This window comes from Pseudomonas sp. F3-2, from assembly GCF_038804275.1.
Lineage (GTDB): Bacteria > Pseudomonadota > Gammaproteobacteria > Pseudomonadales > Pseudomonadaceae > Aquipseudomonas.
This window is the reverse complement of sequence record NZ_CP152388.1, coordinates 1,164,519-1,182,751: the sequence shown is the minus strand read 5'-3', so window position 1 is coordinate 1,182,751 and position 18,233 is coordinate 1,164,519. Positions and strand designations below refer to the sequence as shown.

Annotated in this window: 18 protein-coding genes; 8 read left to right on the top strand and 10 right to left on the bottom strand. The window is 59.0% G+C overall.

Features of this window, described 5'->3' with window-relative positions:
• The first annotated feature begins 55 nt into the window (after nucleotides 1–55).
• The 3 genes from AAGQ88_RS05375 to AAGQ88_RS05365 all read left to right on the top strand — a co-directional run bounded on the left by AAGQ88_RS05375 (nucleotide 56) and on the right by AAGQ88_RS05365 (nucleotide 2,173).
• On the top strand, nucleotides 56–928 hold the full coding sequence (locus AAGQ88_RS05375) for a DMT family transporter (protein WP_342654632.1): 873 nt from the start codon (nucleotides 56–58) through the stop codon (nucleotides 926–928).
• Nucleotides 929–1,074: 146 nt separating this feature from the next.
• Entirely contained in the window at nucleotides 1,075–1,560 is a 486-nt protein-coding gene (locus tag AAGQ88_RS05370) for a LysR family transcriptional regulator (protein ID WP_342654631.1), read from the top strand.
• 436 nt (nucleotides 1,561–1,996) lie between these two features.
• On the top strand, nucleotides 1,997–2,173 hold the full coding sequence (locus AAGQ88_RS05365) for a rubredoxin (protein WP_342654630.1): 177 nt from the start codon (nucleotides 1,997–1,999) through the stop codon (nucleotides 2,171–2,173).
• A gap of 334 nt (nucleotides 2,174–2,507) precedes the next feature.
• Here AAGQ88_RS05365 and AAGQ88_RS05360 read toward each other — a convergent pair whose 3' ends face one another.
• The 4 genes from AAGQ88_RS05360 to AAGQ88_RS05345 form a co-directional block, all read right to left on the bottom strand.
• Nucleotides 2,508–3,695 carry an MFS transporter gene (locus AAGQ88_RS05360; RefSeq protein ID WP_342654629.1) on the bottom strand — a complete coding sequence of 396 codons (1,188 nt, stop codon included), beginning with the start codon at nucleotides 3,693–3,695 and terminating at the stop codon, nucleotides 2,508–2,510.
• A 721-nt stretch (nucleotides 3,696–4,416) separates the two neighbouring features.
• Nucleotides 4,417–4,890, bottom strand: coding sequence for a hemerythrin domain-containing protein (locus AAGQ88_RS05355; RefSeq protein ID WP_342654628.1), 474 nt, complete (start codon nucleotides 4,888–4,890; stop codon nucleotides 4,417–4,419).
• Between the two features lie 293 nt (nucleotides 4,891–5,183).
• Nucleotides 5,184–5,408 carry a DUF2188 domain-containing protein gene (locus AAGQ88_RS05350; RefSeq protein WP_342654627.1) on the bottom strand — a complete coding sequence of 75 codons (225 nt, stop codon included), beginning with the start codon at nucleotides 5,406–5,408 and terminating at the stop codon, nucleotides 5,184–5,186.
• A gap of 90 nt (nucleotides 5,409–5,498) precedes the next feature.
• Nucleotides 5,499–5,666 (bottom strand): hypothetical protein, encoded by a 168-nt coding sequence (locus AAGQ88_RS05345; RefSeq protein ID WP_342654626.1) that lies wholly within the window; start codon nucleotides 5,664–5,666, stop codon nucleotides 5,499–5,501.
• 245 nt (nucleotides 5,667–5,911) lie between these two features.
• Here AAGQ88_RS05345 and AAGQ88_RS05340 point away from each other — a divergent pair, with 245 nt between their 5' ends.
• Complete coding sequence (locus tag AAGQ88_RS05340; protein ID WP_342654625.1) at nucleotides 5,912–6,943, top strand: DUF4917 family protein; 1,032 nt, start codon at nucleotides 5,912–5,914, stop codon at nucleotides 6,941–6,943.
• Nucleotides 6,944–7,054: 111 nt separating this feature from the next.
• On the opposite strand, the gene AAGQ88_RS05335 is transcribed toward AAGQ88_RS05340, so the two are convergent.
• A complete protein-coding gene (locus AAGQ88_RS05335) occupies nucleotides 7,055–7,285 on the bottom strand; it encodes a hypothetical protein (RefSeq protein WP_342654624.1) in 231 nt (76 codons plus the stop codon).
• A gap of 41 nt (nucleotides 7,286–7,326) precedes the next feature.
• Nucleotides 7,327–7,509, bottom strand: a complete 183-nt coding sequence (locus AAGQ88_RS05330; RefSeq protein WP_342654623.1) for a hypothetical protein — start codon at nucleotides 7,507–7,509, stop codon at nucleotides 7,327–7,329.
• Between the two features lie 37 nt (nucleotides 7,510–7,546).
• Between AAGQ88_RS05330 and AAGQ88_RS05325 the strand changes: the two genes are divergently transcribed.
• On the top strand, nucleotides 7,547–8,446 hold the full coding sequence (locus AAGQ88_RS05325) for a DMT family transporter (RefSeq protein WP_285423186.1): 900 nt from the start codon (nucleotides 7,547–7,549) through the stop codon (nucleotides 8,444–8,446).
• Here AAGQ88_RS05325 and AAGQ88_RS05320 read toward each other — a convergent pair.
• The 4 genes from AAGQ88_RS05320 to AAGQ88_RS05305 form a co-directional block, all read right to left on the bottom strand.
• A complete protein-coding gene (locus tag AAGQ88_RS05320; RefSeq protein WP_342654622.1) occupies nucleotides 8,443–9,660 on the bottom strand; it encodes an SAM-dependent methyltransferase in 1,218 nt (405 codons plus the stop codon). The two genes, AAGQ88_RS05325 and AAGQ88_RS05320, sit on opposite strands and share 4 nt — an antisense overlap.
• Before the next feature lie 146 nt (nucleotides 9,661–9,806).
• Nucleotides 9,807–10,424: a TPM domain-containing protein gene (locus tag AAGQ88_RS05315; RefSeq protein ID WP_342654621.1), complete on the bottom strand. Its 618-nt coding sequence runs from the start codon at nucleotides 10,422–10,424 to the stop codon at nucleotides 9,807–9,809.
• 26 nt (nucleotides 10,425–10,450) lie between these two features.
• Nucleotides 10,451–11,203 carry a TPM domain-containing protein gene (locus AAGQ88_RS05310; protein WP_342654620.1) on the bottom strand — a complete coding sequence of 251 codons (753 nt, stop codon included), beginning with the start codon at nucleotides 11,201–11,203 and terminating at the stop codon, nucleotides 10,451–10,453.
• Entirely contained in the window at nucleotides 11,203–11,763 is a 561-nt protein-coding gene (locus AAGQ88_RS05305; RefSeq protein WP_342654619.1) for a LemA family protein, read from the bottom strand. The genes AAGQ88_RS05310 and AAGQ88_RS05305 overlap by 1 nt, the downstream gene beginning before the upstream one ends.
• A gap of 343 nt (nucleotides 11,764–12,106) precedes the next feature.
• On the opposite strand from AAGQ88_RS05305, the gene bglX reads away from it, so the two are divergent.
• The 3 genes from bglX (at nucleotide 12,107) to AAGQ88_RS05290 (ending at nucleotide 17,736) form a co-directional block, all read left to right on the top strand.
• On the top strand, nucleotides 12,107–14,407 hold the full coding sequence (gene bglX, locus AAGQ88_RS05300) for a beta-glucosidase BglX (protein WP_342654618.1): 2,301 nt from the start codon (nucleotides 12,107–12,109) through the stop codon (nucleotides 14,405–14,407).
• Nucleotides 14,408–14,638: 231 nt separating this feature from the next.
• Nucleotides 14,639–16,396, top strand: coding sequence for an ATP-binding protein (locus AAGQ88_RS05295; RefSeq protein ID WP_342654617.1), 1,758 nt, complete (start codon nucleotides 14,639–14,641; stop codon nucleotides 16,394–16,396).
• Nucleotides 16,390–17,736, top strand: a complete 1,347-nt coding sequence (locus AAGQ88_RS05290; protein WP_342654616.1) for a sigma-54 dependent transcriptional regulator — start codon at nucleotides 16,390–16,392, stop codon at nucleotides 17,734–17,736. Before AAGQ88_RS05295 ends, AAGQ88_RS05290 begins: the two co-directional genes overlap by 7 nt.
• The last annotated feature ends 497 nt before the right edge of the window (nucleotides 17,737–18,233 follow it).

The following is an 18,233-nucleotide window of genomic DNA, read 5'->3' as shown; positions in this document are numbered from 1 at the left end:
TGGATCCAGTTTACTGTGCCAAGGATTTGGAATTCAACAAGAAAAAGGACGCACAGTGGACGTCGTAATGGGGCTTTTGGCGGCTGTATTTTGGGGGGCGACTGATTTCCTCGTTGGGGTAAACGCTCGTAATGTTGGGATCAAGAGAGCTGTTTTTTTCGGGCAACTCTTAGGATTGATGATAATGAGTATTATTCTCTTATTGTCTTCTGGTTACTCAAAAATTCTTGCAGCCCCCCCTCACGCATTGGTGTTCGGAGTTGTCGCCTCTTGCTTCACCCTGACAGGTGCGTTAGCCATTTCTAAAGCGTTTGCTTTAGGTAAGACCGCAGTGGTCGCTCCATTAGTAACCTCCTATGGTGTTTTCACTGCTCTTTTTTCTTGGTGGAGTGGAGAAAGCATTTCTTCGTCGCAACTCGCGGGGATCTTAATATGCGTGTGCGGTGTAGTCCTCGCCAGTTTGAAAGAGAGGGCCACCAAGGCTAAGCCTACGCAGAACGGTGGAGTGGCTATTTTTTTTGCCGTGCTCGCGGCATTGCTATATGGCAGCAGCTTTTGGCTACAGGGGAAGTTTGCCCTCCCTAGCCTAGGCGCCCCGACAATGCTTTGGTTAGGCTATGCAGTGGGAATAGCGATGATGGCGCCTACGTTTCTGAGTAGCGCTATTAAAGCGGAACTGGGACTTCCCCCAAAAGCTGCACTGGCTCCATTGTGCGCTGCGAGCATATTTAATCTTGGAGGATTCTCCGCTTTTGCATGGGGCGCACTTAATGGGTCGATTTCAATTGTCACAGTTATCAGTACTCTCTCCGGAGGCATTGCAGCGCTCATGGGATACGTATTCTATAAAGAAACGCTCTCGCCCGTGCAGTTGGCAGGGATTCTCCTAGTGCTTGCTGGTGCGGCCGTGCTACATGCGTATGGCTGAGCACGATTCTCACGCCAACGCCTGGCCAACTCTCTCATAGATGCATACAGATCTACTTAACTTCGGCTCAAATCGACATAAGTGGTATAAATAATGGAATATATAGCGATTATCTTCCTAGGCATCACGTGGAAATGCTGCCTTGCATGGCTGCTTTCGCAGTGGTAGTCGAAACAGGAAGTTTTATTGACGCCTCATTGAAATTAGGCGTCACCGCTTCTGCGGTCAGCAAACAAATATCCAGACTGGAAAATGCGCTATCTATTAGATTACTTGAGCGCAGCACTCGACAGCTGAAGGTCAATGCCGAGGGTGCAGAGATATACTCTCATTGCCGAGAGCTGTTAGATTCTTCTGCAAACGTGTTTAGGTTAAAAGATCGTTTCCTGGAGAAACCCCAAGGCCTGATACGCTTGGTCGTACCTAAAGCGTTTCACCGCGCATGCAACACAACGCTGCCTGAATTTCTCCGCAAATATCCAGATATCAATATACAACTGATCTCGAGTGATCGTTCACTCGATTTTATCGCCGATAGCGTTGATATTGGAATAACAGTTACCGACAAGCCACCCTTAGGCTTAGTAGCACGAAAACTCTTTCACGTAGACTACGTCTTTGCGCGTCTCTAGAATACAAAGAAGACAAAGGCTTGCCCACACACCCTAGCGAGTTGTCGGGTCACAGTTGCATCCCTGTGACCACCGTTAATGAGACTGAAACCTGGAGCTTTGTGTCAGGAACTGAAAAATGCGATGTAAAGATTTCTGGGCGCTACTACTCCGACGGGCCAGAGTCCTCTCAGAACGCCGCTGTGGCTGGGCTTGGAATTTCATGCCTCCCATCAAGGCTGGCTAACGACGCCATCGCTAGAAACCAGCTTTTTCAAGTACTCCCTGGGTGGGAGTATCAAGGTCCTTGCCAAGGCATGGCTTGGTTAATCTTTCAACCAGGGAAACACGTCTCTCAAAAAACCAAACTTATGGCCGATCATCTGTCCACAAGGCTTCGAGCTCTTGGTGGGTTATAAGTTATTGGTTTAAACAATTCGGATTTGGAGAGTTTATAATGAGCGACATAAGTCATAGTTATGTATGTGAGCCTTGCTGGTATATTTACGACCCCGCCATTGGCGATCCAGAGCATGGAATCCCTCCCGGAACCGCTTTTGAAGATATCCCTGACGACTGGGTGTGCCCAGACTGCGGCATGGGTAAAGAATATTTCATCGCAAAACTAGAGTAACTGGCTTGAGATGCTAAGCATCAACGATGCCATGCTTCAAGCCAAGCCACTCTGCCTTTATCCATTTTCACTTAGCCCGTAAACTTACTAGCGAGTGCTTTAGTCAAGCTCGTTCGTTGGAAAATGCTTTCTGAGTCTCATAGCACCGTGCTCTCCTAGGATGATCAGATCAATCGGCCACATTGGCCGCCGTGCCGTGAACATGATGAACCAATCCTGACTCCGCATCTGCGCCGATGCGCCGATGCGCCTTCATCCCGAAGAAGTTTTGAGGACTTGCTCGGAGACCCTCAAAGTGCGCGCAGGCGTCTTACAAATGCTCATCCGGCCACTGTCATTCGCCGCCCTTCATTCGTCGGGCGAAAAGATAGATCGCAAACCCTGCCAGTGCAGTGGCAGCACCCACATATCCCGTGCTCGTCCAGCCAAATCCCGCCGTTATCGCCATTCCACCCAACCATGGCCCCAAGGCATTCGCGAGGTTGAACGCGGCATGATTTGAAGCCGCCGCCAGACTGGGCGCTTCATGGGCGATATCCATCAAGCGAATCTGCAAGGGTGCCGCCATAGCAATCATGGTTCCGACGAGACCGATGCCGAGCATCACTCCCCAGACCGACTCGGCCGCCCACGGGAAGAAGGTCAACACCGCAATCGACCACAGCAGGACGCATCCCACCGCGCGAAATTGCAGGCGATCGAACAGTTTGCCGCCTGCGATGTTGCCGATGATGCCGCCTAAACCGAAGGCTGCCAGACCAAACGGGATTAACGTCGGAGACGTCCGGGTCACTTCAAGCATCGTCGGGGCCAGATAGCTGAAAACCGAAAACATGCCTGAGAAACCGATGGCGGCAATGCACAGTGCCATCCAGACCTGAGGTTTCCTGAATGCCTGCAACTCTTTACGCGGATTGCTGCGGGGTTCGTCTCGACGATCAGGGACACAGAGCCATATCAACGCAATGGTGATGATCGCAATGACGCCCACGAGCGCGAACGCAGAGCGCCAGCCGAAGAATTGACCCAGGGTCGTCGCCAGAGGGTTTCCAAGCAACATCGCCAACGTGAGCCCCATCATCACTCTCGCGACTGCACCGGCACGCTTGTTGGCTGGCACCATGCTCGAAGCGACGACTGCAGCGATGCCAAAGTAGGCGCCGTGGGGCAACCCGCTGATGAATCGAAATGCCACCAGACTTCCGAAGGTGGCGGTAAACGCCGTCGCTACGTTGCCCGCTGCATACAGCACCATCAATAAAATCAGCAAATGCTTGCGCAACATCTTCGCGCCGAGGATGGCCAGCAAGGGTGCTCCGACCATCACCCCTAACGCATATGCACTGATCGCATGTCCGACCTGCGGCTCGCTTAAATGAAGGTTATTGGCGATGTCCGGCATCAGGCCCATGATCGCGAATTCGCCGGTGCCGATGGCGAAACTGCCCACCGCCATCGCCGCTTCCATCTTGGCTGCGCTGCGGGCAGACAACACTTGGCCAGGTGTTTGCTGGATAGACATTAGAAGTGCTCTTTAGAAGGAAAATCAGGAAAAGCGTCATTCACGTCGATGACGCGAGAACACCTTGAAACGCTCTCGACGCACTGGAGCGATAAATCCATATTCGATGCGCACGCATCGACGGCAGTCCGCGCAATACGGATCAGCAAAAACAAGGTGTTTGAAACATGACCGACCCAAGCGGCCGGTGAAGAGGTCGTCATAAAACCACGCAACTTAAGGACGGACGTGTCCTATGGTTGCGTTGGTTGACGTTAACGCTTACGCAAAGCGCGGGTGAGCGCAATGTCTGTGACGAAATGTATCAAACCCGCATCCGCCACTTCAAGCGACAGGACCACTGCCCGGACGCATCGCGCTATTCGGATGATCGGGTCAGCAGTACATAAAAGCACCTGTGTAACTCACCGAGCGCCAGGAAATACCAGAATTCCAGAAAGTACATGAGGTAGGACAGCCACGCGCCCCACCCTGATTCGGGCAAACTGCGGTGCAAGCAGATAATCACTACGGCACCCACTGACCAGACGACAAACGCCAAGCCCCACGCCCGTCGGCGACATTCGCTCTGTTCTATTTTTATCATGCTCGCAACATCTGGCTCGATTACTCATTCGGCCTCACGGCACGAGAAACGTTCGCTCGGGCGCAACGCGACATTCCGGACATCACCCATAAAAAAACCCGGAACAGGTCCGGGTTTTTAGCGTGCATCGAGCCGTTATGCGGCAAGGTCCGACATCAGCGACTTCTTATACTGAGCCTTCATGGCCTCCATCTGTGCGCCGAGTTCTTCGAGCTTGGCTTTACCCAGCAGTTTTTTCGCCTGCGGGAACATCTCGGATTCTTCTTCCTCGATGTGATGCTCCAGCAACTCCTTGACCACTTTGATCCGGCCTGAAAATTCTGGCGTCGAGGGGTCGGTCTGCTTGAGGTCTGGCAGTACGAGGGAATCGACGGTGCGGTGCTCTTCCTTGGCTTCGTAGTACATGATGTCCTGCTCTTTGGCGCCGGCTTCCTTAAAGGCTGGGTAAAGAAGCTCTTCTTCCAGCTTGGTATGAATGGTGATTTCCATCTCAAGCTTGTTGAGCAAATCAGTGCGTTTTTTCACACCACGTTCGGTGGATTCGCTCAGCTGCGACAGGATGCTCTTCACGCGTTCATGGTCGGCGGTGAGAAGGTCGATAGCGTTCATGATTATTTCCTCTGGCTTCACGAATGGTGGACCGATCTGACGTCGATCCTGCATGTACCCTCAATGAGTTGCATCGACCGTGCCGCAGAGCGTCAATAGAATTTGTTCAGCTATTACAATGAGTTAAGTCAAGCGTGAGAGGCAGGTAGTCGTGCACCTTGCATGAATCTGCGCAAACGGGTGTTGCAGATGAAGGGACCACGCGAAGTCAGCGCGGGAGTGACAGGCACAAGACGATGACCCGCGAAAAACTGTCCATACAAAAAGCCCCGGTTTCCCGGGGCTCTGGTCGATCAGTGCTTGGCTCGTGGCTTTTCAGTTTCATCTGACGCAGCCGCGGTGCGGTACGCCGTTCGCTCCTGATAAGCAGGCAACGATGCCGCGAAGGCCATCGCCTCTTCACGGGTGCTGAACGAACCTAATCGATCATGATGGGTGCAGACCCGCCATGGGCCGTTGTTGACGTTGATGACGTCGTAACCGTTGAAGTGCGTTTTACTGAGCATCGCATTGTGCATGGTGACCTCCCTCTCGTTTTGAGAGTGTTATTGGAAGCAAAACCTTACGCCGGACCATTCTTCTGCAGACGACCGCCAGACAAATGGCCTTCAAGGCTTGAGGGGAATTTCCTCGTCTTTCTCCGACAGACTCTTACCGTCGTCAGGGTGTTTCCAGGTCTGCGGTGGGGGGATTTCCGACGATTGTTCATCGGCGTGTTCTATCCGCTCGAACTCTTGCGCCTGCTGGCGGGTCGCATCCTTGCGCGGGTTTTCCATGGGGCTTGGGTGCGGCCCGGGACTCTGTGCCGCTGTGCTATTTACTGGATCGGTTTTCATCTTCACCTCGCAGCGAACCGGATTCGGGGTTCAAAGCTTAGAAGCACCACCGATGTGCGGGTTCGAAATATCTGCCAGGCGGCAACCCGTCCCCCGCAGCGTTGACAACGCGGACCTGGGTTTCTATAAGTCCACTCCGTTCTGGCGTCCGGTCAGTACTGCTCACCTGAAAGCGAAGCGAGAAGATGGAATTCACGGATTTTGATGCCGAACTGGCCGACTGGAACACGCTGCAGACCACGCATCCCTGCTCGGGGCTGTTGATGGGCAATGGCGCCAGTCTGGCCGTGTGGAAAAACTTTGCCTACGATTCGCTCTTCGAACTGGCACAGACCACGCGCAACAAGCCGCTGAGCCCGACCGAACTGGCGTTGTTCAAATCCATGGAGACCGAAAATTTCGAGCCTGTCCTGAGCGGCTTGAAGATCGCCATGCGGGTGAACGCGGCGCTGACGATCAGCTCGTCTTCTCCGCGCAATCGCTATTTCGCCATCAAGGAAGCGCTGATTCACGGCATTCGTTCGGCGCACATCCCGTGGCGGCTGATGGATACCAGCACGATTGCCCACCTCAGCGCGGCGCTGAGCCAATACGCAACCGTCTACTCGACCAACTATGACCTGCTCGCCTATTGGGCGGTGATGCACGGGGCGCAGCCATTCGACGACCTGTTCGAAGAAGACGCGGTCTTCAATCTTCATCGCACCCACAGCCACGCCACGCGCATTCTCTATCTGCACGGCGGCATGCACCTGGTGAAGAACTTCGACGGCACGGCGCGCAAATTGATGTCTTCGGAGAGCACGCTGCTCGGCAGCTTTGCGGTGAACGCCCTGGACGACGTGCCACTGTTCGTCTGCGAAGGACGCAGCGACGACAAGATGAAGATCATCCGCAGTTCCGATTACCTGTCGTTCTGTCACGCGCAACTGGCGCAACATGACGGCGCGCTGTGCATCTTCGGTCACTCATTGGGCAAGCAGGATCGACACATCCTGCAGGCCATCCTGCAAGCCCGGCCGAAGACCGTCGCGATTTCCGTGCTGCCACGCAGCGAAGCGTTCATTCAGCACCAGAAGCGCCATTACAGCGCACTGTTCGCGGGCCAGAACATCGAGCTGCAGTTTTTCAATGCGAAGACCCATCCGCTCGGCCAGCCGCATTTGAGTGTGTCCACAGGACGACTGAAAGAAACGCTGGAACAAAAGAAGGCGTGAAGCCGCGGGACGTGCAAAACAGCCCAGCCATGGGCGGATCAGGAAGAGCCGCCCGAAGACGGCTCTGTTGAGGGTGAAGCCTGATGCTTCCGAACTTCCCAACCCTGACGCTTATTCGTTACCGTCCGACAGCGCGCCCACCACAACGGCCTCGCCGGGTGATTTTTTATTGACGCTCTGTGCAACCGATTCGGTTGACAGGCGCACGCTGCTCAGCGCCGCCAGGCGGTCGCTGCTGGTCGATCTGACAACGCTGGATGACCATTGAGCCGCTACGGTCGCCATCCATGCGAACAGGAACACCACGACACCTTGCAACGCCCACTTTCCGATGACCGACACGATTGTTCTCCTGGCTGAATTCGATGGCACCCATTTGACCTTCAAACGGTTGCAGCAAGATTGCATTCAAGTTCTGCACCAAGATCCGGGCTGGAAATGCGCGCGGCGGGAAAATCCTCGATTACGGCGTTTCCCTCACTGACGGCAAGTGTACGGATGATTCTGTCGCCAGCTGTTAAGGGGCTTTCGTGACGATCTGTGGCTGAATGAATGCCTTCTTTCATCCCTGCTCTTACTCATAAAAAGAAAGGCACGCTTACCATGTCCTCTCGTGAAAACACTGGAATGATCCTCGGCCTGATCGGCGTTGTGATCTTCAGCCTGACCCTGCCCATGACACGCATCGTCGTTCAGGAAATTCACCCGCTGCTCAACGGTCTGGGCCGCGCGCTGTTCGCCGCGATCCCGGCGGCAGCACTGCTGCTGTGGCGCCGGGAAAAATGGCCGACGCGTGCGCAAGTGAAGGCGCTGATGGTCGTGGCGCTGGGCGTGATCATCGGGTTTCCGGTGTTGTCCGCCTGGGCAATGAAAACCCTGCCGGCGTCGCACGGCGCGCTGGTCAATGGTCTGCAGCCCTTGCTCGTCGCGATCTACGCGGCCTGGCTGTCCCATGAACGTCCGTCGAAAGCCTTCTGGATGTGCGCGGCGATGGGCAGCGTGCTGGTGCTCGGTTACTCGTTGATCAGCGGCGCGGGCAATCTTCAGGCGGGCGATCTGTTGATGGTCGGCGCCGTGGCGATCGGCGGCCTGGGCTACGCCGAGGGCGGGCGACTGGCCAAACAGATGGGTGGCTGGCAGGTGATCTGCTGGGCGCTGGTGATCTCGATTCCGGTGCTGATCATTCCGGTCGGCTATCTTGCCGCGCAGCATGAAGGACCGATCTCGGCAGGCACCTGGTGGGCGTTCGGCTACGTGTCGCTGTTCTCGCAGTTCATCGGCTTTTTTGCCTGGTATGCCGGCTTGGCCATGGGCGGCATTGCGCGCGTGAGTCAGATCCAGCTGATCCAGTTGTTCTTCACGATGGCGTTCTCGGCGCTGTTCTTTGGCGAGCACATTGACCCGATCACCTGGATCTTCGCAGCGGGCGTCGTGGTCACCCTGGCCATCGGGCGCAAGACCGCCGTCATCGCGCCCAAACCGGTGACCTCGGCGAGGATCTAGCCGAGCAGGCCGTCCGCCTGGAGCAAGCTCTCCAGGCATTGCTCCTGAATGCCGTAGAAGGTTTTCAGCTCCTGAATCTTCGCCAGCAGCTGCGCGGGATCGGCCGGAGTCGCGCGCTTTACCGCCAGAATCATCTTGTTCTTGTTGGTGTGTTCCAGCGAAATGAATTCGAATACTTTGGTCTCGTAACCGCACGCTTCCAGCAACAGCGCACGCAACGCATCGGTGACCATCTCGGCTTGCTGGCCCATGTGCAGGCCGTATTGCAGCATCGGCTTGAGCAGCGTCGGGCTCTGGATCTGCAAGCGGATCTGCTTGTGGCAGCAAGGCGAGCACATGATGATCGAGGCGCCGGAGCGAATGCCGGTGTGAATCGCATAATCGGTTGCGATGTCGCAGGCGTGAAGCGCGATCATCACGTCCAGCTTGCTCGGCGCCACAGTGCGCACGTCGCCACACTTGAACACCAGCCCCGGATGATCCAGCCGCGCCGCCGCGTCGTTGCACAGCGTAACCATGTCCTCGCGCAACTCCACGCCAGTCACGTTGCCCTGCGCCTGCAGCGTGTTGCTCAGGTAATCATGGATGGCGAACGTCAGGTAGCCCTTGCCCGAACCGAAATCGGCGACCGTCACCGGTTGGTCGAGCCGAATGGGCGACGTTGCCAGCGCGTGGGAAAACACCTCGATGAACTTGTTGATCTGCTTCCACTTGCGCGACATCGCGGGAATCAGCTCGTGCTGCTTGTTGGTGACACCAAGATCCACCAGAAACGGCCGGCTGAGCTCCAGATAACGCTTCTTCTCGCGATCGTGTTCTGCCGCAGGCGCCTGGCGCTGTTGCCTGGACTTGTTGCGGAACAGCGTGCTCTTGCCCTTCTTGCTGAACTCCAGCTGCACTTCATCGGTGAGCGAAAGCAAGTGCGCATTCTTGAACGCATCGGGAATCAACGTGGCGATCAGCGCCTGGGCATCGGTCAGCGGATGGTTCTTGGTGATGTCCCGGGTTTTGTAGCGGTAGACGAATGACAGGCAAGCCTGATCCTTTACCGTCACCGGTTTGATGATGACCCGCTGCAGGTCCACTTCATTCCCGACGTACTTGGCCAGCACCAGCTTGATCAGCGAGTTTTGCGTCAGGCAGGTCTCCAGCAGGCTGAGGAACTGAGCGCGGTGATCGGGCGCTGAAGCGGCGGCGGGAGCTGTTGCGGACATCGGATGAAGCCTCGGGAGCGAAAATGCGAGGGCGCTATTTTAGGCGTGTCCGACGATTGTGGTGGATTTAATTGCCGACCGGTCCGTAACGGGCCGGATCGATCAGCCAGCACGTCCAGGCAAGTACCTGCGCGCCTGCTCGACGGTCAGTCGAGCACTACCAGGCGATTGGGCAATTCATTGCGCGCATCAGTGACCGGCACACCTTCGCTCAGCACCGCCCCGCAGGAGCGGATGCATCCCAGAAACCCTTCCAGAATCTGCCCTTCCCTGACCTGCCCGGTGAAGGTGTCGACCATCGACCGCCAGACCTGATCGTCCACCCGCCGCGCGATGCCATCGTCGACGATGATCTCGACATAGCGCTCCGCTTCGCTGACGAATATCAGCACGCCGGTGCCGTTGACCGTCGCGTGCAGGTTCTGCTCGAGAAACTGACGCCGGGCCAGACTTCCCGCTCGCCAGTGCCGCACGGCGGCGGGCACCAGCCGCGTGGTGATGGCCGGCAGGCGGCAGAAGAACGCGACCGCGATAAAGGTGGCCACTTGCGTCACCAGCAGTTCGTTGGCGTTGAGCCAGCCGGGATAGAAATTGATCAGACCGGGCAACAGCATTCCGATGAACCCGGCCCAGATCAGCGGCACATAGGTGTAATCGTCGGCGCTGGCCGCCAGCACGGTCACAAGCTCCGCGTCGGTGACGCGTTCGACCGCTTCGATGGCCTCGGCCACCTGTCGCTGTTCGTCTTCATTGAGTAACGCCATGCCACGCATCCTTATTGAGCTATCGACTACCAGCCACCGGAGGCACCGCCACCGCCAAAACTGCCACCGCCGCCACTCATTCCGCCCGAGCTCGATCCGCCCGAGCCCATACCGCCGGAGCCGAAGCCGCCCGAGCCGCCCGAACTGATGAAGCCGATCCCGTTGCCCCAGCGCATGCTGATGTAGCCGGCAATCACGAACAACGCAAAGAGCAGCAACGTGATTCGCCAGTCCGAAACCTCTTCTTCGCCGCCCGAGGCGCCAACTGCCGGTTCGGCCAGCGGATCGCCGCCGAGGACCTGCACGATCGCTTCAGTGCCACGGGTGATCCCGCCGACAAAATCGCCTTGTCTGAAAGCCGGGGTAATGATCTGGCTGATGATCACCGACGCCTGCGCGTCGGTCAGCCGGTCCTCCAGGCCGTAGCCGACCTCGATACGCACCTTGCGCTCGTCCCGGGCGACGATCAGCAGCGCGCCATTGTCCTTGCCCTTCTGCCCGATGCCCCAGTAGCGGCCGAGCTGGTAGCCGAAATCCTCGATGGTCGAGCCCTGCAGGTTCGGCACCGTCACGACCACGACCTGCTCGGTGCTGAGCTCCTCATGCGCCCGCAGCATCTGGGACAGACGTTCCTTGCCGGGTGTGTCGAGCATGCCGGCGGTGTCCACCACCCGGCCGCTCAACGGCGGAAATGTCAGGTCAGCCTGCGCCCACTGCGCGCAGACACTGAGGCACAGCGTCAGAATCGCCAGCCACGCACGCCGCCGAACCCCGAGCATCAGAATTTCACTTGCGGCGCTTTGTCGGCGTCGGCGGCAGTGGCTTCAAAATTGGGCCGTACCGGCAGATCGCTGTACATCACCGAATGCCAAAGGCGACCGGGGAAGGTGCGGATTTCGGTGTTGTATTTCTCCACCGCAGCGATGAAGTCGCGCCGGGCAACGGCAATGCGGTTTTCAGTCCCTTCAAGCTGCGATTGCAGGGCCAGGAAGTTCTGGTTGGACTTCAGGTCCGGATAACGCTCTGAAACCACCATCAGTCGGCTCAGCGCCCCGGTCAGTTGTCCCTGGGCGTCCTGGAACTGCTTGAGTCTGGCCGCGTCATTCAGGGTATTGGCGTCCACCTGGATCGATGTCGCCTTGGCGCGCGCCTCGATGACAGCGGTCAGCGTGTCCTGCTCCTGCTTGGCGTAGCCCTTGACGGTTTCCACCAGGTTGGGAATCAGATCGGCGCGCCGCTGATACTGGTTCTGCACTTGCGCCCAGGCCGCTTTGACCTGTTCATCGTAGGTGGGAATATTGTTGATGCCGCAGCCGGCCAAGAAGGTGCTGAGGAGCATCAACAATGTCAGTGACAAATTGTAACGACTGCCCCGTATGTGCCCGTAACGCTCTATTTGCATGGCCTGCGCGCTCCTTGTTGTCGCTATTAATGGTTCCGGTCAGACATGACTTTAGCCAAATCGGATGATCCCCGGCATAATCCTGCCCCATCGCGTTGTCAGGGGTCTGGATTGCCAGACCGCAATCAGATAAAACTCGCTGCGCTACTGATGCTCATAAGAATCAGGAGTTCAGCGACTTCCCCGTCCTGACGACAATAAAAACCAAAGGTTCGACACCTGAAAAATGGCTGACCGGTATTACGCGCGAGTTGCCGGTACCGCCTTGAGAAAACCATTCATGAATAAGCTGTGTTTATTGAGTCTCGTCATCGGTCTGGCCAGCCAGTCGGCCTGGGCCGAGAACGCCTCCAGCCCTGCGGGCAACCTTTCCACGCTCCAGGCCAAGAATGCGTTCGTCGCCAATCTGATGAAGCAGATGACGCTGGACGAAAAGATCGGCCAGCTGCGATTGATCAGCATCGGTCCGGAGATGCCCAAGCCGGAAATTCTCAAGGAAATCGCCGCCGGGCGCATTGGCGGCACATTCAACTCCGTGGTCCTGCCTGACAACCGCGCCATGCAAGACGCCGCAGTTGCCCACAGCCGCAGCAAAATTCCGATGTTCTTCGCTTACGACGTCGTACACGGTCAGCGCACCATTTTCCCGATCAGCCTGGGTCTGGCTTCGACCTGGGACATGGACGCGGTCACCCGCGCCGGTCGCGTCTCGGCGATCGAAGCCGCTGCCGATGGCGTGGACATGACGTTCGCGCCAATGGTCGACATCACGCGCGATGCCCGCTGGGGCCGCAGCTCCGAAGGGTTCGGCGAAGACACGTATCTGGTTTCACGCCTCTCGGCGACCATGACCCGTGCCTTTCAGGGCACCAGCACTCAGGCGCCCAACAGCATCATGGCGGCGGTCAAGCATTTCGCGCTGTATGGCGCAGTCGAAGGCGGTCGCGACTACAACACCGTCGACATGAGCCCGGTGCGCATGCAGCAGGATTATCTGCCGCCCTATCGCGCCGCCATCGACGCCGGCGCGGGCGGTGTCATGGTCGCGCTCAACTCGATCAACGGCGTGCCGTCCACCTCCAACGCCTGGCTGCTGCAAGACGTGCTGCGTAAGGATTGGGGTTTTAAAGGCGTCACCGTCAGCGATCACGGCGCGATCAAGGAACTGATCGATCACGGGGTCGCCAAAGATTTCCGAGAGGCCGCCAAGCTGGCTATCAAGGCGGGCGTAGACCTGAGCATGAACGACAAGGCGTACGGCGAAGAACTGCCGGCGCTGGTGAAGAGCGGCGAAGTGTCGGTCAAGGAAGTCGACAATGCCGTGCGTGAGGTTCTGGGCGCGAAATGGGACATGGGTCTGTTCGCCAACCCTTATCTGCGCATCGGTGCTGCGGTCGATGATCCCGCCGATCGCAACGCGGAAAACCGCCTGCATCGCGAAGAAGCCCGCGACGTCGCGCGCAAGAGCATCGTGCTGTTGAAAAACGAGCGCAACACCCTGCCGCTCAAGAAGCAAGGCACCATTGCCGTCATTGGCCCGCTGGCCAAAAGCTCGCTGGACATGATGGGCAGTTGGTCGGCAGCCGGTCTGGCGCGCCAGACCGTCAGCGCTTATGACGGCCTGGCCAATGCCGTGGGCGACAAGGCAAAACTGCTTTACGCGGCCGGTTCCAACGTGACCGACAACCAGGAAGCCATCGCTTACCTGAACAACATGGACGACAAGATTCATATCGACGGCCGTCCGGAACAGGAGATGATCGACGAAGCGGTCAAGGTCGCTCAGCAGTCGGATGTGATCGTCGCCGTCGTGGGTGAGTCGCGCAACATGTCTCACGAAGCCGCGAGCCGCGTCGACCTGGTTCTGCCGGGGCGCCAACGCGACCTGATCCGCGCGCTCAAGGCCACAGGCAAGCCGCTGGTGCTGGTGCTGATGAACGGCCGGCCGCTGGCGCTGGGCGAAGAAAACCAGTTGGCCGACGCCATGGTGGAGAGCTGGTTCCTCGGCACCGAAGGCGGCAACGCGCTGGCCGATGTCCTGCTGGGCGATTACAACCCGTCGGGCAAACTGCCGATGACGTTCCCGCGCTCCGTCGGTCAGGTGCCTGCGTACTACAACCACCTGAACACCGGCCGCCCGTATCGCCCGAACGATTCTAACTACACCTCGAACTACTTCGAAGAGCCGACCAGCCCGCTCTTCCCGTTCGGCTACGGCCTGAGCTATACGCAGTTCAGCGTCTCTGACATCACGCTGTCGATCAACAAGATGACGCGCAAGGACAAACTCACCGCCACCGTACAGGTCAAGAACACCGGCAAAGTCGCCGGCGAGACCGTGGTGCAACTGTACCTGCGTGACGTCGCCGCTTCGCTCAGCCGTCCGGTCAAGGAGCTGAAGAACTTCCAGAAGATCATGCTCAAGCCGGGCGAAGAGAAATCCGTGAGCTTCACCGTGACAGAGCAAGACCTGAAGTTCTTCAATCCTTCACTGCAATTTGCCGCCGAAGCCGGCGAGTTCAAGCTGATGATCGGCCTGGATTCAGAAGATGTGAAAGAAACAACGTTCAATCTGCTGTAAGCATCGCGGCCGGGGTGCGGTCCGTTTCGGCCGCACCTCACACGTGCAGCGCTGCGCTCCACGGACGACGTCTGGCGAGCGCACCTGCGCAGCTGCGCAGCTGCGCTGGACCGCGCCACAGCAAGTCGATTCAGGTTTTCGTCAATAACAAGAACAGTGTGAGGAGCCCGTCCGTCATTGGGATGACTCGCCACGGCGCCAACCGGATCGCCGCACATGACAGGCCCCTCCATGTCCCGCTCAGCGCGCCTCGCTCTCTCCATCCTGCTGATTCTCGCCGGCGCGGTTCTCGTTGCCTCTCTGGCGATGCATCAGGCGCAGCGTCACGCACTCGAAGAAGACGCGGCACGCGCCGAGGATCGCCTTTCGCTGTACGCGAATACGTTGCAGACACTCATCGAGCGCTACCGGGCATTGCCTGCCGTCCTCGCGCTGGACACGCAGATGCGCGCAGCCTTGAGCGGCCCCGTCAGCCCTGAAACCACGCAGGTGCTCAACGAAAAGCTGGAGCAGATCAACGGCGCCGCGCAGTCCTCCACCCTCGAGTTGCTGGATCGCGAGGGTCTCGCCGTGGGGGCCAGCAACTGGCGGCTGCCCAGCAGTTACGTCGGCCACAATTACGGCTTCCGGCCGTACTTCACGCAAACCAGGGCCAACGGCGTCGGCCGTTTCTATGCGGTGGGCGTGACCAGCGGCATTCCCGGCTACTTCCTGTCCAGCGCGGTGCGCGACGATGCCGGACAGTTCATTGGCGCGATGGTGGTCAAACTCGAATTTCCCGATCTGGAGCACACTTGGGCGCAGGGCGATGATCTGCTGTTGGTGAGTGACGCCAAAGGCATCGTGTTCATCGCCAATCACCCTGGCTGGCGCTATCGTGCGCTGCGCCCGCTGTCCGAACAGGACCGCGCAGAGCTGGCCAGCACTCGCCAGTACGATAAACAGCCGCTGACCTCGCTCACGCACACGGCACTGCGCACCTTCGGCGAGCACAGTCAGCTCAGCCGCGTTGCCGCTCCCGGCGAAGAAGCCGACTACTTGTGGCAATCGCTGCCGCTGCAGCCGGAAGGCTGGACGCTGCACCTGCTGCGCAAACCGCAGCCTGCCGACGAAGACATTCGCAATGCGGCGCTGGCGGCTGCCGGTACGTGGCTGACACTGGTCTTTCTGGGGCTTTTCCTTTACCAGCGCTGGCGGCTGGCCCGGATGCGTCAGCGCAGTCGCGAAGAGCTCGAACAACTGGTCGCCGCGCGCACGCGGGACCTGCAGACCGCGCAGGACGGTCTTGTCCAGTCGACAAAGCTGGCGGCGCTGGGGCAGATGTCCGCCGCCCTCGCCCATGAAATCAACCAGCCGTTGACCGCTCAGCGCATGCAGCTGGCGACCTTGCGCCTGCTGCTCGACCACGGCCGCGTCGAAGAAGCTGGCAAGGCGCTCGATTTGCTGGATCAGCAACTGACACGCATGGCTGCCCTGACCGGCCACCTCAAGACCTTCGCGCGCAAAAGCCCCAGCGGCCTGCGCGAACGCGTCGATCTGGCGTGCGTGGTCGATCAGGCGTTGTTGCTGCTGGACGCGCGCATCCGTGAAGAGCGCGTCAGTTGCGTGCTGGATCTGACGCGCCCGGCGTGGGTGCGCGGCGATGCCATTCGCCTCGAACAAGTGCTGATCAATCTGCTGCGCAACGCGCTGGACGCCATGCGCGACAAGCCCCTCAGGCGCCTGGAAATCCGCATCGATGACATCGGCGAGCATTGGCGCCTGACGGTCGGCGACAGCGGCGGCGGAATTGCCGATGAACACCTGGCCAACGTCTTCGATCCGTTCTTCACCACCAAACCGGTCGGCGACGGACTCGGCTTGGGACTGGCAGTGTCCTACGCCATCGTTCACGAGTCGGGCGGTCGTCTGAGCGCCGAAAACCTGAATAATGGCGCACGATTCTTCTTCTCGCTGAGCAAGGCTCCGGAGACTGAACCCCCATGCTGAATTCAGTGATCGTGGTTGATGACGAAGCACCGATTCGCGAAGCGGTCGAGCAATGGCTTTCGCTGTCCGGTTTTACCGTTCAGGTGTTCAGCCGGGCCGAGGATTGTCTGACGCACCTGCCGGCGCATTTTCCCGGTGTGATCCTCAGCGACGTGCGCATGCCCGGCATGGGCGGACTGCAATTGCTGGGAGCGCTGCAGGCGCGGGATCGCGATCTGCCGGTGATTCTGCTTACCGGACACGGTGACGTACCGATGGCAGTCGACGCCATGCGCGACGGCGCGTACGACTTCCTCGAGAAACCGTTCACGCCTCAGACACTGCTCGACAGCCTGCGCCGGGCACTGGAGAAACGCGCGCTGGTGCTGGAAAACCGAAGACTGCTCGAACAGGCGGACAGTCGCACGCGTCTGGACGCCACCCTGCTGGGGATGTCGCCGACGATGCAGACCCTCAGGCGTCAGGTGCTTGATCTGGCGCAACTGCCGGTGAACGTGCTGATACGGGGCGAAACCGGCAGCGGCAAAGAGATGGTCGCGCGTTGTCTGCACGACTTCGGTCCTCGCGCGAACAAGCCTTTCGTGGCGGTCAATTGCGCGGCGATCCCTGAGCAGCTGTTCGAAGCAGAGCTCTTCGGTCATGAAAGCGGTGCGTTCACCGGGGCGCAAGGCAAGCGCATCGGCAAACTGGAATTTGCAGACGGCGGCACGGTGTTTCTCGACGAAATCGAAAGCATGCCGCTGGCTCAGCAGGTCAAACTGCTGCGCGTGATCCAGGAGCGCCGACTGGAACGGCTGGGATCGAATCAGAGTATCGAGGTCGATCTGCGGATCATCGCTGCGACCAAGCCGGATTTGCTGGAAGAGGCAAAAGCCGGACGTTTTCGCGAAGATTTGGCCTATCGCCTGAACATCGCCGAGCTGCGGCTGGCACCGCTCAGGGACCGACGCGAAGACATCCCGATGCTGTTCAGTCACTTCTCGCGCAACGCGGCGGAGCGCCTCAGCCGCAGCGCGCCGGTGTTGAGCGGTGAACAGCTGAGCCACCTGCTCAGCCACGACTGGCCGGGCAACGTGCGCGAACTGGCCAATGCCGCCGAACGCCAGGTGTTGGGGCTGGACGGGCCTGCTGCGCAGGGCATCCCGGCGGGGCAGTCGCTGGTGGCGCAGCAAGAAGCTTTCGAAGCCCATTGCATTCGCTCGGCGCTCAGGCGCCACCGAGGCGACATCAAGGCGGTCATGCAGGAACTGCAACTGCCCCGCCGCACGCTCAACGAGAAGATGCAGCGCCACGGGTTGGTGCGCGAGGACTTTCTGGCTGAGGCTAATGCTCAGCGCTGACCTAGGCCGAGCAAGACCGGTTTCAGCGAGTCTTATGATGAACACGGGGTGTACGCGACACCCGCGACACCCGCGACGGGCGCGGCGTACGCGACGGGCGCGGGTGCGCGGGTGCGCGGGATCTGTAGGACCGGCTTCAGCCGGGAACAGGCCGGCATGAACACCTCGATTCAACGGCGCGACACCTGACGCTTTCCCGGCTGAAGCCGGTCCTACGAATGCACCCAGAGCACGCAACGTGCGCGGCGGGCGCGGGATCTGTAGGACCGGCTTCAGCCGGGAACAGGCCTTCATGAACACCCTCGATTCAACGGCGCGACACCTGACGCTTTCCCGGCTGAAGCCGGTCCTACGAATGCACCCAGAGCACGCGACGGGCGCGGCGGGCGCGGCGGGCGCGGGTGCGCGGCGTACGCGGCATCCGTAGGACCGGCTTTAGCCGGGAACAGGCCGGCATGGACACCTCAATTCATCGGCGCGACACCTGCCCCCTACAC